The sequence below is a fragment of the Streptomyces sp. NBC_01537 genome (genome assembly GCF_045040445.1).
GTDB lineage: Bacteria > Actinomycetota > Actinomycetes > Streptomycetales > Streptomycetaceae > Actinacidiphila.
In genome coordinates, this window is record NZ_CP109392.1 from 8,529,535 (window position 1) to 8,549,795 (window position 20,261).

Genomic DNA, 20,261 nt, shown 5'->3' on the forward strand with positions numbered 1-20,261 from the left:
CATAGCCCGGGCGTTCACACAAGTACGGCCCGGGACGGTAGCGTTCGGTTTCGAACGGCTCGCTTTGGGCCGGTCGCGCAAGCAGACCGCACGAGACGGAGTGGGCCGACATGCAGCATGCTGTGCACGGCGGGCCGCCGCAACCGCCGGGCCCGCCGCAGGCGTTCGCCGCCACCGGACAGTTCCCGATGCCGCAGATGCCATCGCCGCCGCAGCCACCGATAGCCGTGCTGCTGATCGGCGCGGCGGGAGCGGGCAAGACGACGATCGCGCGCCACTGGGCGGACAACCGCGGGGTGCCGACGGCGCACATCAGCCTCGACGACGTACGCGAGTGGGTGCGCTCGGGCTTCGCGGACCCGCAATCGGGGTGGAACGAGCATTCCGAGGCGCAGTACCGCCTGGCGCGCCGCACGTGCGGCTTCGCGGCCCGCAATTTCCTGGCGAACGGCATCTCCTGCATCATCGACGACGCCGTCTTCCCGGACCGCCCCGCCGTGGGCCTGGGCGGCTGGAAGCGGCATGTGGGCCCGGGGCTGCTGCCCGTCGTCCTGCTCCCGGGCCTGGACATCGTGCTGGCGCGCAACGCGCAGCGCTCGGGGAACCGCAGGCTGTCGGACGAGGAGGTCGCCCGGATCCACGGCCGGATGGCCGGCTGGTACGGCTCGGGGCTGCCGATCATCGACAACTCCAACCTCGACGTCGCCACCTCGGCCGCCGCCCTGGACCAGGTCGTGGCCCGCAGCGTCCAGGGCCAGGCTCCCCCGGCCTGGTAGGGGGCCCGCAGTAGCGCGGTCGGCCCGCTCGACAGGCCGTACGTCCGGCCCCGACGTACGCTCGCCACATGTCCGAGGTGCACGCTGCCCGCAGGGAACGGCTCCGCGACCGCGCTACGGCAGCCGGGGCCGAGGCGGCGCTGGTGTCGCGCCCGGCCAATGTCCGGTATCTGACCGGATGCGCGCCGGCCGGGGCGGTGCTGCTGCTCGGCCCGGGGGCGCAGGATGTGCTGGTGCACAGCCGCCGGCCCTCCGGGGATGCCGCCGAGGGCCAGATCCCGGATGACGTACGGGCCGTGGTGCTGCCCGTGCCGGACGGCGACCCGGTGGTGGCCGCCGCGGGCCTGGCCCGGGAGCGCAAGGCGGTGGCGCTGGCGGTGGAGGAGCACCATCTGACCGTGACCCGGCACCGGGCCATCGCGTCGGTCGTGCCGGGGGTGCGGCTGAGCGACCTGGGCGGGGCCGTGGAGCAGTTGCGGCTGGTCAAGGACGAGCAGGAGATCTCCTCCCTTCGCATCGCCGCCGAGATCGCCGACCAGGCCCTGGGCGAGCTGCTCGAATCGATCCTGGTCGGCCGCACCGAGCGCCATCTCGCCCTGGAACTGGAGCGCCGCCTGGTCGACCACGGCGCGGACGGCCCCGCCTTCCCCACCTACGTCGGCACCGGGCCCCACTCCGGCGCCGCGCACCACGTACCCACGGACCGGCGGGTCGAGGAGGGCGACTTCCTCACCGTCTGCCTGGGCGCGTGCTACCGCGGATACCGCTGTGAGGTGGGCCGTACTTTCGTCATCGGGACGACTCCCGCCGACTGGCAGATCGAGCTGTACGAGCTGGTCTTCGCCGCCCAGCGGGCCGGCCGGGAGGCGCTCGCGCCCGGTGTGGCCTGCCGTGATGTCGACCGTGCCGCCCGCCAGCCGCTGGCCTCCGCGGGGTACGGCGACGCCCTGGGGGAGAGCAGCGGACACGGCGTGGGCCTGGAGATCGGCGAGGACCCTCGGCTGTCGCCCTCGGCCATGGGTAAACTGGACGCTTGCGTGCCGGTCACCGTCGAACCGGGGGTCCACATCCCGGGCCGAGGCGGTGTCCGCATCGACGACACACTCGTCGTACGTCCTACGGCGGACGGCGGGCCAGAGCTACTCACCATCACGACCAAGGAGCTTCTCGCCCTCTAAAGGGCGTGTGCGCTTTGGTCTCCGAAGCAGCAGTCCAGGAGTTCCGCAACCGTGGCATCCACGAACGACCTCAAGAACGGCCTCGTGCTCAAGCTCGACGGGGGCCAGCTCTGGTCCGTAGTCGAGTTCCAGCACGTCAAGCCCGGCAAGGGCCCCGCCTTCGTCCGTACGAAGCTGAAGCACGTGCTTTCCGGCAAGGTCGTCGACAAGACCTTCAACGCCGGCGTGAAGGTCGAGACGGCCAACGTCGACAAGCGCGGCATGCAGTTCTCCTACAAGGACGGCACCGACTTCGTGTTCATGGACATGGACACCTACGACCAGGTCTACATCACCCCCGAGGTGGTCGGCGACGCCGCCAACTACCTCCTTGAGGGCTTCGAGGCCGTCGTCGCGATGTACGAGGGCGCGCCCCTGTACATCGAGCTGCCGGCCGCCGTAGAGCTCGTCATCGAGTACACCGAGCCCGGCGTCCAGGGCGACCGTTCCACCGGCGGCTCCAAGCCCGCGCGCCTGGAGACCGGCTACGAGATCGGTGTCCCGCTGTTCATCACCACGGGTGAAAAGGTCAAGGTCGACACCCGCACGGGTGACTACCTCGGCCGGGTGAACAACTAACCGTGGCCGCCCGGAACAAGGCCCGTAAGCGTGCCTTCCAGATCCTCTTCGAGGCGGAACAGCGGGGTGTCGGCCCCAAGACCGCCATGGCGGACTGGATACGGCTCGCCCGGACCGATGACCGGCAGCCGCCGGTCTCCGAGTACACGATGCAGCTCGTCGAGGGGTACTCCGCGCACGCGGCCCGCATCGACGAACTGCTCTCCACGTACTCCATCGGCTGGACGCTCGACCGCATGCCGGTCGTCGACCGCAACGTCCTGCGCCTCGGCGCGTACGAGCTCATCTGGGAGGACGACGTCCCCGACGCCGTCGCCCTCGACGAGGCCGTCCAGCTCGCCAAGGAGTTCTCCACCGACGAGTCCCCGGCCTTCGTCAACGGCCTCCTGGCCCGTCTGAAGGACCTCAAGCCGAGCCTGCGGCGCGAGTAGCCGCAACGTCGGCACGATGCCCGTGCCCGGAACGCAGCCGCGTTCCGGGCACGGGCATCGTGCCGTTTCCGAACAGAAACGCCCCGGTGCGCGGCGCCCGTCAGGACACCGCTCACCAGGGCGAACGTTTCTGCTGAGGGCGTCAGCCCTCGTCGTGCTGGACCGCGCGCCGCGCGTCCGCGTCCAGGACACCCCAGCTGATGAGCTGGTCCGTCAGGACGGACGGCGACTGGTCGTAGATCACAGCGAGGGTGCGCAGGTCGTCCTGGCGGATCGAGAGCACCTTGCCGTTGTAGTCGCCGCGCTGGCTCTGGATGGTGGCGGCGTAGCGCTGCAGCGGGCCGGCCTTGTCGGACGGCACCTGGGAGAGCCGCTCAAGGTCGAGAACGAGCTTCGGCGGCGGCTCGGCCGCGCCACCCGGCGCGGAGCCGGGCAGGAGCTCCTGCACCGGAACGCCGTAGAAGTCGGCGAGCTCGGCAAGGCGCTGTACGGTCACGGCGCGGTCGCCGCGCTCGTACGAGCCGACCACCACAGCCTTCCAGCGGCCCTGGGACTTCTCCTCGACGCCATGGAGGGAGAGTCCCTGCTGTGTGCGGATGGCGCGGAGCTTGGCTCCGAGCTGTTTGGCGTAATCGCTGGACATAAGGCTCCCCGGACGAAAACTCGGTAACTCAGTGTGATGTTACGCAGCGTAATTGGAATCCGTCAAGCCGAATGGGCCACACCGGTACTCCTGGGGCGTTCGATATGACCCCGTTACGGCGGTTCGCGTACCCTGTGAGCCGCTGCTGCGGGAAGATGCCCGCCACCTGCTACGGTGACAGCGTAATTCCGGCGTCCTTTAACGCCCGTCCTGTGAGGCGGGGAAGGAGGTCCATTTCTGATGGCCGACAGCACCGCAGCATCACCGACACCGGCACGCCCCGTCCTGGAGGCACCGGACATCGCGCGGGTCCTGACCCGCATCGCCCACGAGATCGTCGAACGCGCCAAGGGCGCCGACGACGTGGTGCTCCTGGGCATTCCGACGCGTGGCGTCTTCCTCGCCCGCCGGCTCGCCGACAAGCTCGCCGAGATCACCGGACGCAAGGTTCCGGTCGGCTCCCTGGACATCACCATGTACCGCGACGACCTGCGGCTCGGCCCGGTTCGCGCGCTCGCCCACACCGACATCCCGGGCGACGGGGTGGACGGCCGGCTGGTCGTCCTCGTGGACGACGTGCTCTTCTCGGGCCGCACGATCCGGGCTGCGCTCGACGCGCTGGGCGACATCGGCCGCCCGCGTGCGGTGCAGCTCGCGGTCCTGGTCGACCGCGGTCACCGCGAACTGCCGATCCGGGCCGACTACGTCGGCAAGAACATCCCCACCTCGTTGCGCGAGACGGTGAAGGTTCAGCTGACCGAAGAGGACGGCCGCGACACCGTCCTGCTGGGCTCCCGCGACCAGTAGCGCCCGTCATGCCCCGGGCTGCGCCCGGGATTCCGCGTGCCCTCGCCCGAAAACTTCTTCTGGGAGCTGACCCGATGAAGCGCCACCTCATCTCGGCTGCGGACCTCACCCGCGACGACGCCATCCTGGTCCTCGACACCGCCGAGGAAATGGCCCGCGTCGCCGGCCGGCCGATCAAGAAACTGCCGACCCTGCGCGGCCGGACCGTCGTCAACCTCTTCTTCGAGGACTCGACCCGCACCCGCATCTCGTTCGAGGCCGCCGCCAAGCGGCTGTCCGCCGACGTCATCAACTTCTCCGCCAAGGGATCCTCGGTCGCCAAGGGGGAGTCCCTCAAGGACACCGCCCTGACCCTGGAGGCGATGGGCGCCGACGCCGTCGTCATCCGCCACCACTCCTCCGGCGCCCCGCACCGCCTCGCCAACTCCGGCTGGATCAACAGCTCGGTGGTCAACGCGGGCGACGGCACCCACGAGCACCCCACCCAGGCACTGCTCGACGCCTTCACGATGCGCCGCCACCTGTCCGGCCCGGGCCGCGACCTGGCCGGCCGCCGGATCACGATCGTCGGCGACATCCTGCACGGCCGGGTGGCCCGCTCCAACGTCCTGCTCCTCAACACCCTGGGCGCCGAGGTCACCCTCGTGGCCCCGCCCACGCTGCTGCCCATCGGCGTCGAGACCTGGCCCTGCGAGATCTCGTACGACCTGGACAGCGTGCTGGCCAAGTCCGACGCCGTGATGATGCTCCGCGTCCAGCGCGAGCGCATGAACGCCGCCTTCTTCCCCACCGAGCGCGAGTACGCCCGCCGCTACGGCCTGGACGGCACGCGCATGGCGGCTCTGCCCGAGCACGCCATCGTCATGCACCCCGGCCCGATGAACCGCGGCATGGAGATCACCGCCGAGGTCGCCGACTCCCCGCGCTGCACAGCCGTCGAGCAGGTCGCCAACGGCGTCAGCACGCGCATGGCGGTCCTGTACCTGCTGCTGGGCGGCAGCGAGCCGGCCATCACCACTTCCCGCACCGAGGAGAGCAAGTGAGCACCACCAAGATCCTTATCCGGGGCGCGAAGATCCTCGGTGGCGAGCCGCAGGACGTCCTGATCGACGGCGAGACCATCGCCGCCGTCGGCGCTGGCCTGGAGGCCGGAGACGCCCAGGTCGTCGAGGCCGCCGGCAGGATCCTGCTGCCGGGCCTGGTCGACCTCCACACCCACCTGCGCGAGCCGGGCCGCGAGGACTCCGAGACGGTCCTGACCGGCACGCGCGCGGCGGCCGTCGGCGGCTACACGGCCGTGCACGCCATGGCGAACACCTTCCCGGTCGCCGACACCGCCGGAGTCGTCGAGCAGGTCTGGCGGCTCGGCAGGGAGTCCGGCTACTGCGACGTGCAGCCGGTCGGCGCCGTCACCGTGGGCCTGGAGGGCAAGCAGCTCGCCGAGCTGGGCGCGATGGCCGACTCGGCCGCAGGGGTGCGGGTCTTCTCGGACGACGGCAAGTGCGTGGACGACGCCGTGATCATGCGCAGGGCGCTGGAGTACGTGAAGGCCTTCGACGGGGTTGTCGCGCAGCATGCGCAGGAGCCGCGGCTGACCGAGGGCGCGCAGATGAACGAGGGCACGGTCTCCGGGGAGCTGGGGCTGCGCGGCTGGCCGGCGGTGGCGGAGGAGTCGATCATCGCCCGCGACGTCCTGCTCGCCGCGCACGTCGGCTCGCGCGTGCACATCTGCCACCTGTCGACGGCCGGGTCGGTCGAGATCGTCCGCTGGGCCAAGTCCAAGGGCTGGGACGTGACCGCCGAGGTCACCCCGCACCACCTGCTGCTCACCGACGAGCTGGTGCGCTCGTACGACCCGGTCTACAAGGTCAACCCGCCGCTGCGCACCGAGGCCGACGTGATGGCCCTGCGCGAGGCGCTGGCCGACGGCACCATCGACTGCGTCGCCACCGACCACGCCCCGCACCCGCACGAGGACAAGGACTGCGAGTGGGCCGCGGCCGCCATGGGCATGGTGGGCCTGGAGACCGCGCTGTCGGTGGTCCAGCACACGATGGTCGAAACCGGTCTGCTGGACTGGGCGGGCGTCGCCGACCGCATGTCGTGGCGCCCGGCCGCCATCGGCCGCCTCGCCGGGCACGGCCGGCCCGTCTCGGCTGGTGAGCCCGCCAACCTCACCCTGGTCGATCCGGCATACCGTGGGGTGGTGAATCCCGCGGGCTTCGCCTCCCGCAGCCGCAACACCCCGTACGAGGGCATCGAGCTGCCGGGCCAGGTGATCGCCACGTTCCTGCGGGGCAAGGCGACGGTCATGGACGGGAAGCTCACGTGACACCTCTGGTTTTCATCGCTGAGGCGAAGGAGTCGGCGCAGGTCACCGACTGGTCCGACCGCATCGGCTGGATCGTCGGCCTGCTGCTCTTCGTCACGCTCCTGTACTGGCTGATGCGCCAGGGCTGGAAGTGGCGCGGCACCCTCCAGAGCGGCCTGCCCGAGCTGCCCCAGGCGCCGGAGGCGCCCGGTGAGCCGAAGCTGACGCTCAGCGGCCGCTACCACGGCTCCACCACGGCCGGGCAGTGGCTGGACCGCATCGTCGCCCACGGCCTGGGCACCCGCAGCCGCGTCGAGCTCACGCTCACCGACGCAGGCCTGGACGTCGTACGCCCCGGGGCCACCGACTTCTTCATCCCCGCCGACCAGCTGCGCGAGGCCCGGCTCGACAAGGGCATCGCCGGCAAGGTCCTCACCGAGGGCGGCCTGCTGGTCGTCACCTGGGCCCACGGCGACGCGCTGATCGACTCCGGCTTCCGCTCCGACCGGTCGGCCGAGCACACCGACTGGGTCGAAGCCATCAACACCCTGAACATCTCGACGGAAGGCGCCGCACGATGACGACCTCCACCAAGGGGGCCAGGACCCCCGCCGTACTCGTCCTGGAGGACGGCCGCAGCTTCCGCGGCCGCGCTTACGGGGCCGTGGGGGAGACCTTCGGCGAGGCGGTGTTCTCCACCGGCATGACCGGCTACCAGGAGACCCTGACCGACCCGTCCTACCACCGCCAGGTGGTCGTCATGACGGCCCCGCACGTCGGCAACACCGGCGTCAACGACGAGGACCCGGAGTCGTCCCGCATCTGGGTCGCCGGGTACGTCGTGCGCGACCCCGCGCGCGTGCCGTCCAACTGGCGCTCGGTGCGCACGCTGGACGAGGAGCTCGTCAAGCAGGGCGTCGTCGGCATCAGCGGCATCGACACCCGTGCCCTGACCCGCCACCTGCGCGAGCGGGGCGCCATGCGCGTGGGCATCTTCTCCGGCGAGGCAGTGGCCGACGAGGCGAGCCTGCTGGAGCGCGTACGGCAGTCCCCGCAGATGAAGGGCGCGAACCTCTCGGCGGAGGTCGCCACGACCGAGACGTATGTCGTCCCGGCCATCGGCGAGAAGCGCTTCACCGTCGCCGCCATCGACCTCGGCATCAAGGGCATGACCCCGCACCGCATGGCCGAGCGCGGCATAGAGGTGCACGTCCTGCCCGCCACCGCCACCGTGGACGACGTCTACGCGGTTCAGCCGGACGGCGTCTTCCTGTCCAACGGCCCCGGCGACCCGGCCACCGCCGACCTCACCACCGTCCAGGGTGTCCTGGAGCGGAAGACCCCGCTGTTCGGGATCTGCTTCGGCAACCAGCTGCTCGGCCGGGCGCTCGGCTTCGGCACGTACAAGCTGAAGTACGGCCACCGGGGCATCAACCAGCCCGTTCAGGACCGCACCACCGGCAAGGTCGAGGTCACCGCGCACAACCACGGCTTCGCCGTGGACGCGCCGCTCGACGCGGTCTCCGACACCCCCTACGGCCGCGCCGAGGTCTCCCACGTCTGCCTCAACGACAACGTGGTGGAAGGCCTCCAGCTGCTCGACCAGCCGGCCTTCAGCGTCCAGTACCACCCCGAGGCGGCGGCGGGCCCGCATGACGCGGCCTACCTGTTCGACCGCTTCGTGACTCTCATGGAGGGCCAGCGTGCCTAAGCGCACCGATATCCAGTCCGTCCTGGTCATCGGCTCCGGCCCGATCGTCATCGGCCAGGCCGCCGAGTTCGACTACTCCGGCACGCAGGCCTGTCGCGTCCTGAAGTCCGAGGGCCTGCGGGTCATCCTGGTCAACTCCAACCCCGCCACGATCATGACCGACCCGGAGATCGCCGACGCCACCTACGTCGAGCCGATCACCCCGGAGTACGTCGAGAAGATCATCGCCAAGGAGCGCCCCGACGCACTCCTGCCCACCCTGGGCGGACAGACCGCGCTCAACACCGCGATCTCCATGCACGAGCAGGGAGTGCTGGAGAAGTACGGCGTCGAGCTGATCGGTGCCAACGTCGAGGCGATCAACAAGGGCGAGGACCGCGACCTCTTCAAGGGCGTCGTCGAGGCCGTCAACGCCAAGATCGGGCACGGCGAATCCGCCCGCTCGGTGATCTGCCACTCCATGGACGACGTCATCGGGGGCGTGGAGACGCTCGGCGGCTACCCGGTCGTCGTACGCCCCTCCTTCACCATGGGCGGCGCCGGATCCGGCTTCGCCCACAACGAGGACGAGCTGCGCCGCATCGCGGGCCAGGGACTGACGCTCTCGCCGACCACCGAGGTGCTCCTCGAGGAGTCCATCCTCGGCTGGAAGGAGTACGAGCTGGAGCTGATGCGCGACAAGGCCGACAACGTCGTGGTCGTGTGCTCCATCGAGAACTTCGACCCGATGGGCGTGCACACCGGCGACTCGATCACGGTCGCGCCCGCGATGACGCTGACCGACCGCGAGTACCAGCGGCTGCGCGACATCGGCATCGCGATCATCCGCGAGGTCGGCGTCGACACCGGTGGCTGCAACATCCAGTTCGCGATCAACCCGGACGACGGCCGCGTCATCGTCATCGAGATGAACCCCCGCGTCTCGCGGTCCTCCGCGCTGGCGTCGAAGGCCACCGGCTTCCCGATCGCCAAGATCGCCGCCCGCCTCGCCGTCGGATACACCCTCGACGAGATCCCCAACGACATCACCGAGAAGACCCCGGCCTCCTTCGAGCCGACGCTGGACTACGTCGTGGTGAAGGTCCCGCGCTTCGCCTTCGAGAAGTTCCCGGCCGCCGACGCGACGCTGACCACCACCATGAAGTCGGTCGGCGAGGCGATGGCGATCGGCCGCAACTTCACCGAGGCTCTGCAGAAGGCGCTGCGCTCGCTGGAGAAGAAGGGCAGCCAGTTCGCCTTCACCGGCGACCCCGGCGACAAGGCCGAGCTGCTCACCACGGCCCAGGTCCCCACCGACGGCCGGATCAACACCGTCATGCAGGCCATCCGCGCCGGGGCCACCCCGGAGGAGGTCTTCGAGGCGACCAAGATCGACCCCTGGTTCGTCGACCAGCTCTTCCTCATCAAGGAGACCGCCGACGAGCTGGCCGCCGCCGACCGCCTCGTCCCCGAGCTGCTGGCCGACGCCAAGCGCCACGGCTTCTCCGACGCCCAGATCGGCGGCATCCGGGGCCTGCGCGAGGACGTCGTCCGCGAGGTCCGGCACGCGCTCGGCGTCCGCCCGGTCTACAAGACGGTCGACACCTGCGCCGCCGAGTTCGCCGCCAACACGCCGTACTTCTACTCCTCGTACGACGAGGAGAGCGAGGTCGCCCCGCGCGACAAGCCCGCCGTGATCATCCTCGGCTCGGGCCCCAACCGCATCGGCCAGGGCATCGAGTTCGACTACTCGTGCGTCCACGCCTCCTTCGCGCTCAGCGACGCGGGCTACGAGACCGTGATGGTCAACTGCAACCCCGAGACCGTCTCCACCGACTACGACACCTCCGACCGGCTCTACTTCGAGCCGCTCACCCTGGAGGACGTCCTGGAGATCGTCCACGCCGAGACCCTCGCCGGGCCGGTGGCGGGCGTCATCGTCCAGCTCGGCGGCCAGACCCCGCTGGGCCTGGCCCAGGCCCTCAAGGACAACGGCGTCCCCGTCGTCGGCACCTCGCCCGAGGCCATCCACCTCGCCGAGGACCGCGGCGCCTTCGGCCGCGTCCTCGCCAAGGCCGGCCTGCCGGCCCCCAAGCACGGCACCGCCACCACCTTCGACGAGGCCAAGGCCATCGCCGACGAGATCGGCTACCCGGTGCTGGTGCGGCCGAGCTATGTCCTCGGCGGGCGCGGCATGGAGATCGTCTACGAAGAGTCCCGGCTCTCCTCGTACATCGCCGAGTCCACCGAGATCAGCCCCGACCGCCCGGTCCTGGTCGACCGCTTCCTCGACGACGCCATCGAGATCGACGTCGACGCCCTGTACGACGGCCACGAGCTCTACCTGGGCGGCGTCATGGAGCACATCGAGGAAGCCGGCATCCACTCCGGCGACTCCGCCTGCGCCCTGCCCCCGATCACGCTGGGCGGCCACGACATCAAGCGGCTGCGCGCCTCCACCGAGGCCATCGCCGCAGGCGTAGGCGTCCAGGGCCTGATCAACATCCAGTTCGCCCTGGCCGGGGACATCCTGTACGTGCTGGAGGCCAATCCGCGCGCCTCGCGCACGGTCCCCTTCACGTCGAAGGCGACGGCGGTTCCGCTCGCCAAGGCCGCCGCCCGCATCTCGCTGGGCGCCACGATCGCCGAACTGCGCGCCGAGGGACTCCTCCCGGCCACCGGCGACGGCGGAACGCTGCCGCTCGACGCGCCGATCTCCGTCAAGGAGGCCGTGCTCCCCTGGTCCCGCTTCCGGGACGTCCAGGGCCGCGGCGTCGACACCATCCTCGGCCCGGAGATGCGCTCCACCGGCGAGGTCATGGGCATCGACTCCGTCTTCGGCACCGCCTACGCCAAGTCCCAGGCCGCGGCCTACGGGGCCCTGCCCACCAAGGGACGCGCCTTCATCTCCGTCGCCAACCGCGACAAGCGCGCGCTGATCTTCCCGGCGCGGGCTCTCGTCGAGCACGGCTTCGAGCTCCTCGCCACCTCCGGGACGGCCGAAGTCCTTCGGCGCAACGGCATCCACGCCACGGTCGTCCGCAAGCTCAGCGAGGGCACCGGGCCGCAGGGCGAGCCGACCATCGTCCAGCTCGTCCACAACGGCGACGTCGACCTCATCGTCAACACGCCCTTCGGGACGGGCGGGCGGCTGGACGGCTACGAGATCCGCACTGCGGCGGTCGCGCGGGGTGTTCCGTGCCTGACGACGGTGCAGGCGCTGGCGGCGGCCGTGCAGGGCATCGACGCGCTCAATCGGGGCGATGTCGGGGTCCGGTCGTTGCAGGAGCACGCGCAGCGGCTGACCGAAGCCCGCGAGGGCTGAGGCCGGGGTTTCCTCCCCCACCCCGCCCCTTCCCGAAACCGGGCTCCGCCCGGACCCGCTGGGGCTCTCCCCCAGAGCTTCGCCTGGGAGGTACCCCCACCCCAGGCCCCGGTCCTCAATCGCCGGACGGGCTGAATTCAGCCCGTCCGGCGATTGAGGACACGCCCGAAGGGCGTTCAGAGGTCGACCACGGACAGGTAGAACCACCGCATGTACCCCCTCCTCTTCAAACTCCTCTTCCGCCGGCTCGACCCCGAACGCGCCCACCATCTCGCCTTCGGCTGGATCCGCGTCGCCGCCCGCATCCCCGTCCTGCGCACGCTCGCCGCCGCCGTCCTCGCGCCGCGCGACCCCGCGCTGCGCACCGAGGCCTTCGGCCTGCGCATGCACGGCCCGTTCGGACTGGCCGCCGGCTTCGACAAGAGCGCCGTCGGGATCGACGGCCTCGCCATGCTGGGCTTCGACCACGTCGAGATCGGCACGGTCACGGCCCAGCCCCAGCCCGGCAACCCCAGGCAGCGGCTCTTCCGGCTCGTCGCCGACCGGGCGTTGATCAACCGGATGGGCTTCAACAACGAGGGCTCGGCGGCGGTGGCCGCTCGCCTCGCGGCCCGTAATCCGGTGTTCAGGACGACCGTCGGCGTCAACATCGGCAAGACCAAGGTCACTCCGGAGGCTGAGGCGGCCGCCGACTACGTCACGTCCGCCGAGCGGCTGGCGCCGTACGCCGACTACCTGGTGGTCAATGTTTCCTCCCCGAACACGCCCGGGCTGCGCAATCTGCAGGCCGTGGACCACCTGCGCCCGCTGCTGACCGCCGTCCGGGCCGCCGCGGGTGCCGTGCCGCTGCTCGTCAAGATCGCGCCGGACCTCGCGGACGAGGACGTGGACGCGGTGGCGGACCTGGCCGTGGAGCTGGGCCTGGACGGGATCATCGCCACGAACACCACGATCGCGCGGGAGGGCCTCGGCCTGACCTCGGATCCGTCCGTCGTCAAGGAGACCGGAGGGCTGTCCGGTGCGCCGCTGAAAGCCCGGTCGCTCGAAGTGCTCGCCCGCCTGTACGCCCGCGTGGGGGACCGGATCACGCTGGTCGGCGTCGGCGGCGTGGAGACGGGCCAGGACGTCTGGCAGCGCATCCTCGCGGGTGCCACGCTGGTGCAGGGCTACAGCGCGTTCGTGTACGAGGGCCCGTTCTGGTGCCGGCGTATCCACCGGGAGCTCGCGGAGCTCCTGGCGCAGAGCCCGTACGCCACCCTCCGGGAAGCCGTTGGAAAGGAAGCCGTATGAGCCTGGAACCCTTCGGTGTGCGCCTGCGCCGCGCCATGGACACGCGCGGGCCGCTGTGCGTGGGAATCGACCCGCACGCTTCGCTGCTGACCGCGTGGGGGCTGAACGACGACGTGGCGGGTCTGGAGACCTTCACGTACACCGTGGTGGAGGCGCTGGCCGACCGGGTGGCGGTGCTGAAGCCGCAGAGCGCGTTCTTCGAGCGGTTCGGCTCGCGCGGGATCGCCGTACTGGAGCGGGCGGTGGCCCAGGCCCGGGAGGCCGGGGCACTGGTGCTGATGGACGCCAAGCGCGGCGATATCGGCTCGACCATGGCAGCCTATGCGGCGACGTACCTGGACAAGGACTCGCCGCTGTTCTCGGACGCGGTGACGGTGAGCCCGTATCTGGGCTTCGGGTCGCTGCGCCCGGCGCTGGACGCGGCGCGGATCAGCGGGGCGGGGGTGTTCGTGCTCGCGCTGACCTCCAATCCGGAGGGCGCGGAGGTACAGCGGTCCACCGCGCCGGACGGCAGGTCACTCGCACAGGTGATGCTGGACCACATCGCGGTGGAGAACGGACCGCAGGGACCGGATCAGCCGCTCGGTTCGGTCGGCGCGGTGGTAGGGGCGACCCTGGCCGAGGCGGGGGTGGATCTGGGGATCAACGGCCCGCTGCTGGCGCCCGGAATGGGGGCGCAGGGCGCGACCGCGGCGGATCTGCCGAGGATCTTCGGGGCCGCCGTGCGCAATGTCGTGCCGAGCTTCAGCCGGGGTGTTCTGCGGCACGGACCGTCGGTCGCGGCACTGCGGGAATCCGCCGCCCGGGAGGCAGCAGATCTCGCCAAAATCGTCAAGTAGGCCGCAATAGTGCGGTGATTTGTCCCAAAAGTCCTGGTCGGGCGAGGCTGACCAGGACTTTTCTTCTTGTTTGCGCTGACTGTAGGCGTTCCGGCCGCTAGTCTCCGACGAGTAGCGCGCAACGTGCGCGTTTCACGTTGCCCCTGCAGGTGGGGGGCGACTAGGTTCCACACCGGTCCGTATCCGACAGTTCTATATCCGAGGTGACGTAGGCGTGGCTCTTCCGCCCCTTACCCCTGAACAGCGCGCTGCCGCGCTCGAAAAGGCCGCCGCGGCTCGCCGGGAGCGCGCCGAGGTCAAGAATCGACTCAAGCACTCCGGCGCTTCGCTGCACGATGTCATCAAGACCGGGCAGGAGAACGATGTCATCGGCAAGATGAAGGTCTCCGCCCTCCTGGAGTCCCTGCCCGGCGTGGGCAAGGTCCGTGCCAAGCAGATCATGGAGCGGCTCGGCATCTCCGAGAGCCGCCGGGTCCGTGGGCTCGGCTCCAACCAGATTGCCTCCCTGGAGCGTGAGTTCGGCAGTCCCGCTGCCTGACACAGTCCCCAGCGGTCACGGAACACTCCGGGACCGGGGATAATCGCTCCATGATGGAACGTCCGCGGCTGACCGTGCTCTCCGGCCCCTCGGGGGTCGGCAAGAGCACGGTCGTCGCCCATATGCGCACAGTCCACCCCGAGGTCTGGCTCTCGGTGTCGGCGACCACCCGCAAGCCGCGCCCCGGTGAGAAGCACGGGGTCCAGTACTACTTCGTGGACGACGACGAGTTCGACAAGCTCGTCGCCAACGGGGAACTGCTGGAGTGGGCGGAGTTCGCGGGCAACCGCTACGGCACCCCGCGTGGCGCCGTGCTCGAAAAGCTCGACGCCGGTGTGCCGGTCCTCCTGGAGATCGACCTGCAGGGCGCCCGCCTGGTCCGCAAGGCCATGTCCGAGGCCCAGCTGGTCTTCCTGGCGCCGCCCAGCTGGGAGGAGCTCGTACGCCGGCTCACCGGCCGGGGCACCGAGTCCCCCGAGGTGATCGAGCGCCGGCTGGCGGCCGCGAAGGTCGAACTGGCCGCCGAGTCCGAGTTCGATGTGACCCTTGTCAACACCTCCGTCGAGGATGTAGCGCGTGAGCTGCTAGCCTTGATGCAGGTTGTCTGATCTTTTTCCCTTTTATCGGAAGGTAGAGCGTGTCCTCTTCCATCTCCACGCCCGAGGGCATCATCAACCCGCCGATCGACGAGCTGCTCGAGGCCACGGACTCGAAGTACAGCCTCGTGATCTACGCGGCCAAGCGTGCGCGTCAGATCAACGCGTACTACTCGCAGCTCGGTGAGGGCCTGCTGGAGTACGTCGGCCCGCTGGTGGACACCCACGTCCACGAGAAGCCGCTGTCGATCGCCCTGCGCGAGATCAACGCCGGTCTGCTGACCTCCGAGGCCGTCGAGGGCCCCGCGCAGTAGTCCTGATGACGTGTGTCACCACGGGCCCGGCCGCCAAACGGCCGGGCCCGTGGTGTGTCATAGACCCATGAAGAAGCCACAGGTCGTTCTGGGGGTCAGCGGCGGCATCGCCGCTTACAAGGCGTGCGAGCTGCTGCGGCGGTTCACCGAGTCCGGGCACGACGTACGGGTGGTGCCCACCGAGTCGGCGCTGCACTTCGTCGGTGAGGCGACCTGGTCGGCCCTGTCCGGTCACCCTGTGAGCACCCGGGTGTGGGACAGCGTCGAGGAGGTCCCGCATGTGCGGATCGGCCAGCACGCCGACCTGGTGGTGGTCGCGCCCGCGACCGCCGACATCATGGCCAAGGCCGCCCACGGCCTGGCCGACGACCTGCTGACGAACACCCTGCTCACGGCGCGATGTCCGGTGGTGTTCGCCCCGGCCATGCACACCGAGATGTGGGAGCACCCGGCCACCCGGGAGAACGTCGCCACCCTGCGCGGGCGCGGCGCCATCGTCATCGAGCCCGCCGTGGGCCGGCTCACCGGCGTCGACACCGGCAAGGGGCGGCTCCCCGACCCCGCCGACATCTTCGAGGCGTGCCGCCGCGTGCTGGCCCGGGGCGCGGCCGCCCCGGACCTGGCCGGCCGGCATGTCGTCATCAGCGCCGGTGGCACCCGGGAGCCCCTGGACCCCGTCCGCTACCTCGGCAACCGCTCCTCCGGCAAGCAGGGCTACGCGCTGGCCCGCGTCGCCGTCGCCCGGGGGGCCAGGGTCACCCTGGTCGCCGCCAACACCGCCCTGCCGGACCCCGCCGGGGCCGATGTGGTGCGGGTCGGCACCGCCGTACAGCTCCGGGAGGCGGTCCTGAAGGCCGCCGCCGAGGCCGACGCGGTGGTGATGGCGGCCGCGGTCGCCGACTTCCGCCCCGCCCGGTACATGACCGGCAAGATCAAGAAGAAGGACGGCGAGGAGCCGCCACCGTTGGAGCTCGTACGCAATCCCGATGTGCTGGCCGAGCTGTCCCACGACCGGCCCAGTGCCGGACAGATTGTCGTCGGCTTTGCCGCGGAGACCGACGATGTGCTGGCCAACGGGCACGCGAAACTCGCCCGTAAGGGTTGTGACCTGCTGGTCGTCAACGAGGTGGGAGATCACAAGGCCTTCGGCTCCGAGGAGAACGAAGCCGTGGTCCTGGGGGCCGACGGAACCGAGACCGCGGTCCCGTACGGTCCGAAGGAAGATCTGGCCGAAGTCGTGTTTGACCTTGTAGTGGACCGTTTTAGCTGATAAGTGTCGCAGGTCACGGCATCGCCAAGGTGTGAGATGCCGTGTCAAGCGAACGAGCCTCACAGTAAACTGGCCCGCGGAACGCCAGGCGCAGCCCCGTGCGAACCGCCCAAAGATCAGCCAGCAGCCGCTGCAACCCCAGGGAGCGATGTGTCCCGCCGCCTGTTCACCTCGGAGTCCGTCACCGAGGGACACCCAGACAAGATCGCTGACCAGATCAGCGACGCGATCCTCGACGCGCTTCTCAAGGAGGACCCCACCTCCCGGGTGGCCGTCGAGACGTTGATCACCACCGGCCTGGTGCATGTCGCCGGAGAGGTCACGACCAAGGGCTACGCCGACATCGCGAGCCTGGTGCGCAACACGATCCTCGAGATCGGCTACGACTCCTCGAAGAAGGGCTTCGACGGCGCCTCCTGTGGCGTCTCGGTGTCCATCGGCGCCCAGTCCCCGGACATCGCGCAGGGTGTCGACAGCGCGTACGAGAACCGCGTCGAGGGCGACGAGGACGAGCTGGACAAGCAGGGCGCCGGCGACCAGGGCCTGATGTTCGGCTACGCCACCGACGAGACCCCCGAGCTCATGCCGCTGCCGATCACGCTCGCGCACCGGCTGTCCAAGCGGCTCACCGAGGTCCGCAAGAACGGCACCATCCCGTACCTGCGCCCCGACGGCAAGACCCAGGTCACCATCGAGTACAACGGCGACAAGGCCGTGCGTCTCGACACCGTCGTGGTCTCCTCGCAGCACGCCTCCGACATCGACCTCGAGTCGCTGCTCGCCCCCGACATCCGCGAGTTCGTCGTCGAGCCCGAGCTCAAGGCCCTCGTCGACCAGGGCATCAAGCTCGACATCGACGGCTACCGCCTGCTGGTGAACCCCACCGGCCGCTTCGAGATCGGCGGCCCCATGGGCGACGCCGGCCTCACCGGCCGCAAGATCATCATCGACACCTACGGCGGCATGGCCCGCCACGGCGGCGGCGCCTTCTCCGGCAAGGACCCGTCCAAGGTCGACCGCTCCGCCGCCTACGCCATGCGCTGGGTCGCCAAGAACGTCGTCGCGGCCGGCCTCGCCTCCCGCTGCGAGGTCCAGGTGGCCTACGCCATCGGCAAGGCCGAGCCCGTCGGCCTCTTCGTCGAGACCTTCGGCACCGCCACCGTCGACACCGAGAAGATCGAGCAGGCCATCTCCACGGTCTTCGACCTCCGCCCGGCCGCCATCATCCGCGACCTGGACCTGCTGCGCCCGATCTACTCCCAGACCGCCGCCTACGGCCACTTCGGCCGCGAGCTGCCCGACTTCACCTGGGAGCGCACCGACCGCGTGGAGGCACTGCGCAAGGCCGCCGGCCTGTAACGCCCGGCTGTTGCCGTTCACGGCCCCGGACCGCACTGGCGGTCCGGGGCCGTTGTCGGTGGCGTCTGGTAACACTGAGGCTGTGAGCAGCGAGAACCAGCAGAACACACCCACGTCGGCCGAGGCCGCCGGGGGAGAGCAGCTTGCGCTCATACGGGAGACGGTGCGGCAGGCCAAGGAGCCGAGGGCCAAGCCGCGGACGTGGCGGGGGGCGGCGCTGGCGGAGGGGCTGCCGGTGGCGCGGGTGCTGGTGGACAAGGGGCTGCTGCATCTGGACCAGTACTTCGACTACGCGGTGCCCGCGGCGATGGACGAGCAGGCGCAGCCGGGAGTGCGGGTCCGGGTGCGGTTCGGGGCGCGGGTGGTGAAGGGGCGCCGGGAGGGCGGCGAACTGCATGACGGCTTCGTGGTGGCCCGGCTGACGGAGAGCGACTACCGGGGACCGCTGGCGCCGCTGGCGCAGGTGCTGTCGCCGGAGGTGGTGCTGACGCCGGCGCTGCTGAGGCTGTGCCGGGCGGTGGCGGACCGGTACGCGGGGGCGCTGGCGGATGTGGTGCAGCTGGCGGTGCCGCCGAGGCGGGCAAAGGTCGAGGCGGAGCCCGAGCGGGCGGCGCCGCCGACGCCGGCGATGCCGGATCCCGGCAGCTGGGGGCGGTATCCGACGGGGGCGGCCTTCGTGCAGGCGCTGGCACGGGGGGACTCGCCGAGGGCGGTGTGGACCGCGCTGCCGGGACCGCGGTGGCCCGACGAGCTGGCGCGGGCGATGGCGGCGACGCTGGCGTCCGGGCGGGGCGCGCTCGCGGTCGTGCCGGACGGCAGGGCGGCGGCCAGGGTGGACGCGGCGCTGACCGCGCTGCTGGGGGAGGGGCGGCATGTGCTGCTCACGGCCGACGTGGGCCCCGAGGAGCGCTACCGGCGGTGGCTGGCGGTCAGCCGGGGCGCGGTGCGGGCAGTGGTGGGGACGCGGGCGGCGATGTTCGCGCCGGTCGCGGACCTGGGGCTGGTCGCGCTGTGGGACGACGGCGATTCCAGCCACTCCGAGCAGCACGCGCCGATGCCGCATGCGCGTGACGTGTTGCTGCTGAGAGCCACCGAGGAGCGGGCCGGTTTTCTGCTCGGCGGCTTCGTCTGCACGGTGGAGGGGGCCCAGCTTGTCGACACGCGCTGGGCGCTGCCCATCACGGCCGGCCGTGAGCAGGTGCGGGCCGCGGTGCCGCTGATCCGTACGGTCGGCGAGAACGACGAGGCGCGGGACGCGGCGGCGCGGGCCGCGCGGCTGCCGAGCCTCGCCTGGCAGGTGACGAAGGAGGCGCTGACGCGCGGCCCGGTGCTGGTGCAGGTGCCGCGCCGGGGATACGTACCGGGGCTGGCCTGCGAGCGGTGCCGGGAGACGGCTCGCTGCCAGGGCTGCTCGGGGCCGCTGGAGCTGCGGGACGGCGGTGGGGCGCCGACCTGCGCGTGGTGCGGCCGGATCGAGACCAGCTGGCACTGCCATGAGTGCGGCGGCCTGCGGCTGCGCGCGCAGGTCGTGGGTGCCCGGCGGACGGCGGACGAGCTGGGGCGGGCCTTTCCGAAGGTACCGGTGCGCATGTCGGGGCGGGACGGGGTCCTGGCGTCGGTGCCGGACGCGCCCGCGCTGGTGATCTCCACGCCGGGCGCCGAGCCGGTGGCCGAGGGGGCAGGCTACGCGGCGGCGCTGCTGCTGGACGGCTGGGCGCTGCTCAACCGGCCCGACCTGCGGGCGGGGGAGGAGGCGCTGCGGCGCTGGGCGGGCGCCGCGGCGCTGGTGCGGCCTGCGGCGGAGGGCGGCACGGTGGTCGTGCTGGCCGAGCCGACGCTGCGCCCGGTGCAGGCGCTGGTGCGCTGGGACCCGGCCGGCTTCGCGGTGCGGGAGCTGGCGGAGCGCGCCGAACTGGGCTTTCCGCCGGTGTCCCGGATGGCGGCGGTGGCCGGGAAGCCTGCGGCCGTCGCGGACCTGGTGGCCACCGCCCGGCTGCCCGAGGGCACCGACGTGTTGGGCCCGGTGCCGCTGCCCGTCGTCGAGCCGGGCCGGCCCCGGCGGACCGGGGATCCGCCGCCGGGTGAGCAGTGGGAGCGGGTGCTGCTGCGGGTGCGGCCCGGCAGCGGGGCGGCGCTGGCCGCCGCGCTCAAGGCGGCGCAGACGGCCCGGATCGCGCGCAAGGAGGCCGACCCGGTGCGGGTGCGGATCGATCCGCCGGACATCGGGTAGCCGGTCGCCCGGCCAGGGTCCTGTCGGGCCCTGTTGCGCCGCCGCC

Annotated in this window: 19 protein-coding genes; 18 read left to right on the forward strand and 1 reads right to left on the reverse strand. The window is 71.0% G+C overall.

All coding sequences use genetic code 11. The features are described from left to right. Positions 1–110: 110 nt before the first annotated feature. The 4 genes from OG607_RS39220 to nusB all read left to right on the forward strand — a co-directional run bounded on the left by OG607_RS39220 (position 111) and on the right by nusB (position 3,003). Positions 111–776 (forward strand): AAA family ATPase, encoded by a 666-nt coding sequence (locus tag OG607_RS39220; RefSeq protein WP_405734119.1) that lies wholly within the window; start codon positions 111–113, stop codon positions 774–776. A 68-nt stretch (positions 777–844) separates the two neighbouring features. Continuing rightward, the gene (locus tag OG607_RS39225) at positions 845–1,954 is read left to right on the forward strand and encodes an aminopeptidase P family protein (protein WP_405734124.1); all 1,110 of its coding nucleotides are present in this window, start codon (positions 845–847) and stop codon (positions 1,952–1,954) included. Positions 1,955–2,005: 51 nt separating this feature from the next. Beyond that, on the forward strand, positions 2,006–2,572 hold the full coding sequence (gene efp / locus OG607_RS39230; RefSeq protein ID WP_405734126.1) for an elongation factor P: 567 nt from the start codon (positions 2,006–2,008) through the stop codon (positions 2,570–2,572). Positions 2,573–2,574: 2 nt separating this feature from the next. Then, positions 2,575–3,003 carry a transcription antitermination factor NusB gene (gene nusB, locus OG607_RS39235; RefSeq protein WP_405734128.1) on the forward strand — a complete coding sequence of 143 codons (429 nt, stop codon included), beginning with the start codon at positions 2,575–2,577 and terminating at the stop codon, positions 3,001–3,003. Between the two features lie 142 nt (positions 3,004–3,145). On the opposite strand, the gene OG607_RS39240 is transcribed toward nusB, so the two are convergent. Continuing rightward, positions 3,146–3,646, reverse strand: a complete 501-nt coding sequence (locus OG607_RS39240; RefSeq protein WP_329320298.1) for a transcriptional regulator — start codon at positions 3,644–3,646, stop codon at positions 3,146–3,148. Positions 3,647–3,886: 240 nt separating this feature from the next. Here OG607_RS39240 and pyrR point away from each other — a divergent pair, with 240 nt between their 5' ends. The 14 genes from pyrR (at position 3,887) to OG607_RS39310 (ending at position 20,215) form a co-directional block, all read left to right on the forward strand. Next, on the forward strand, positions 3,887–4,453 hold the full coding sequence (pyrR, locus tag OG607_RS39245; RefSeq protein ID WP_405734131.1) for a bifunctional pyr operon transcriptional regulator/uracil phosphoribosyltransferase PyrR: 567 nt from the start codon (positions 3,887–3,889) through the stop codon (positions 4,451–4,453). Positions 4,454–4,527: 74 nt separating this feature from the next. Then, entirely contained in the window at positions 4,528–5,496 is a 969-nt protein-coding gene (locus OG607_RS39250; protein WP_405734133.1) for an aspartate carbamoyltransferase catalytic subunit, read from the forward strand. Next, complete coding sequence (locus tag OG607_RS39255) at positions 5,493–6,785, forward strand: dihydroorotase (RefSeq protein ID WP_405734135.1); 1,293 nt, start codon at positions 5,493–5,495, stop codon at positions 6,783–6,785. The genes OG607_RS39250 and OG607_RS39255 overlap by 4 nt, the downstream gene beginning before the upstream one ends. Beyond that, positions 6,782–7,345, forward strand: a complete 564-nt coding sequence (locus tag OG607_RS39260) for a hypothetical protein (protein ID WP_405734137.1) — start codon at positions 6,782–6,784, stop codon at positions 7,343–7,345. Before OG607_RS39255 ends, OG607_RS39260 begins: the two co-directional genes overlap by 4 nt. Further along, positions 7,342–8,475 (forward strand): glutamine-hydrolyzing carbamoyl-phosphate synthase small subunit, encoded by a 1,134-nt coding sequence (gene carA / locus OG607_RS39265; protein WP_405734139.1) that lies wholly within the window; start codon positions 7,342–7,344, stop codon positions 8,473–8,475. The genes OG607_RS39260 and carA overlap by 4 nt, the downstream gene beginning before the upstream one ends. Further along, the gene (carB, locus tag OG607_RS39270) at positions 8,468–11,779 is read left to right on the forward strand and encodes a carbamoyl-phosphate synthase large subunit (RefSeq protein ID WP_405734141.1); all 3,312 of its coding nucleotides are present in this window, start codon (positions 8,468–8,470) and stop codon (positions 11,777–11,779) included. Before carA ends, carB begins: the two co-directional genes overlap by 8 nt. 210 nt (positions 11,780–11,989) lie before the next feature. Further along, entirely contained in the window at positions 11,990–13,069 is a 1,080-nt protein-coding gene (locus tag OG607_RS39275) for a quinone-dependent dihydroorotate dehydrogenase (protein WP_405734143.1), read from the forward strand. Continuing rightward, on the forward strand, positions 13,066–13,908 hold the full coding sequence (gene pyrF, locus OG607_RS39280; RefSeq protein ID WP_405734145.1) for an orotidine-5'-phosphate decarboxylase: 843 nt from the start codon (positions 13,066–13,068) through the stop codon (positions 13,906–13,908). Before OG607_RS39275 ends, pyrF begins: the two co-directional genes overlap by 4 nt. 214 nt (positions 13,909–14,122) lie before the next feature. Continuing rightward, positions 14,123–14,446, forward strand: a complete 324-nt coding sequence (locus OG607_RS39285) for an integration host factor (RefSeq protein WP_405734147.1) — start codon at positions 14,123–14,125, stop codon at positions 14,444–14,446. 50 nt (positions 14,447–14,496) lie between these two features. Continuing rightward, complete coding sequence (gene gmk, locus OG607_RS39290; RefSeq protein ID WP_405734149.1) at positions 14,497–15,054, forward strand: guanylate kinase; 558 nt, start codon at positions 14,497–14,499, stop codon at positions 15,052–15,054. A 29-nt stretch (positions 15,055–15,083) separates the two neighbouring features. Beyond that, positions 15,084–15,356 carry a DNA-directed RNA polymerase subunit omega gene (gene rpoZ, locus OG607_RS39295; RefSeq protein ID WP_006382157.1) on the forward strand — a complete coding sequence of 91 codons (273 nt, stop codon included), beginning with the start codon at positions 15,084–15,086 and terminating at the stop codon, positions 15,354–15,356. 67 nt (positions 15,357–15,423) lie between these two features. Next, complete coding sequence (coaBC, locus tag OG607_RS39300; protein WP_405734151.1) at positions 15,424–16,626, forward strand: bifunctional phosphopantothenoylcysteine decarboxylase/phosphopantothenate--cysteine ligase CoaBC; 1,203 nt, start codon at positions 15,424–15,426, stop codon at positions 16,624–16,626. A gap of 150 nt (positions 16,627–16,776) precedes the next feature. Beyond that, positions 16,777–17,985 (forward strand): methionine adenosyltransferase, encoded by a 1,209-nt coding sequence (gene metK / locus OG607_RS39305; RefSeq protein ID WP_405734153.1) that lies wholly within the window; start codon positions 16,777–16,779, stop codon positions 17,983–17,985. 82 nt (positions 17,986–18,067) lie between these two features. Next, positions 18,068–20,215, forward strand: a complete 2,148-nt coding sequence (locus OG607_RS39310; RefSeq protein WP_405734155.1) for a primosomal protein N' — start codon at positions 18,068–18,070, stop codon at positions 20,213–20,215. The last annotated feature ends 46 nt before the right edge of the window (positions 20,216–20,261 follow it).

Coding starts and splice junctions, on each gene's coding strand:
- OG607_RS39220 (WP_405734119.1), top strand. CDS start 111: ATGCAGCATGCTGTGCACGGCGGGCCGCCGCAACCGCCGGGCCCGCCG.
- OG607_RS39225 (WP_405734124.1), top strand. CDS start 845: ATGTCCGAGGTGCACGCTGCCCGCAGGGAACGGCTCCGCGACCGCGCT.
- OG607_RS39240 (WP_329320298.1), bottom strand. CDS start 3,646: ATGTCCAGCGATTACGCCAAACAGCTCGGAGCCAAGCTCCGCGCCATC.
- pyrR (WP_405734131.1), top strand. CDS start 3,887: ATGGCCGACAGCACCGCAGCATCACCGACACCGGCACGCCCCGTCCTG.
- OG607_RS39250 (WP_405734133.1), top strand. CDS start 4,528: ATGAAGCGCCACCTCATCTCGGCTGCGGACCTCACCCGCGACGACGCC.
- carA (WP_405734139.1), top strand. CDS start 7,342: ATGACGACCTCCACCAAGGGGGCCAGGACCCCCGCCGTACTCGTCCTG.
- OG607_RS39275 (WP_405734143.1), top strand. CDS start 11,990: ATGTACCCCCTCCTCTTCAAACTCCTCTTCCGCCGGCTCGACCCCGAA.
- pyrF (WP_405734145.1), top strand. CDS start 13,066: ATGAGCCTGGAACCCTTCGGTGTGCGCCTGCGCCGCGCCATGGACACG.
- gmk (WP_405734149.1), top strand. CDS start 14,497: ATGATGGAACGTCCGCGGCTGACCGTGCTCTCCGGCCCCTCGGGGGTC.
- coaBC (WP_405734151.1), top strand. CDS start 15,424: ATGAAGAAGCCACAGGTCGTTCTGGGGGTCAGCGGCGGCATCGCCGCT.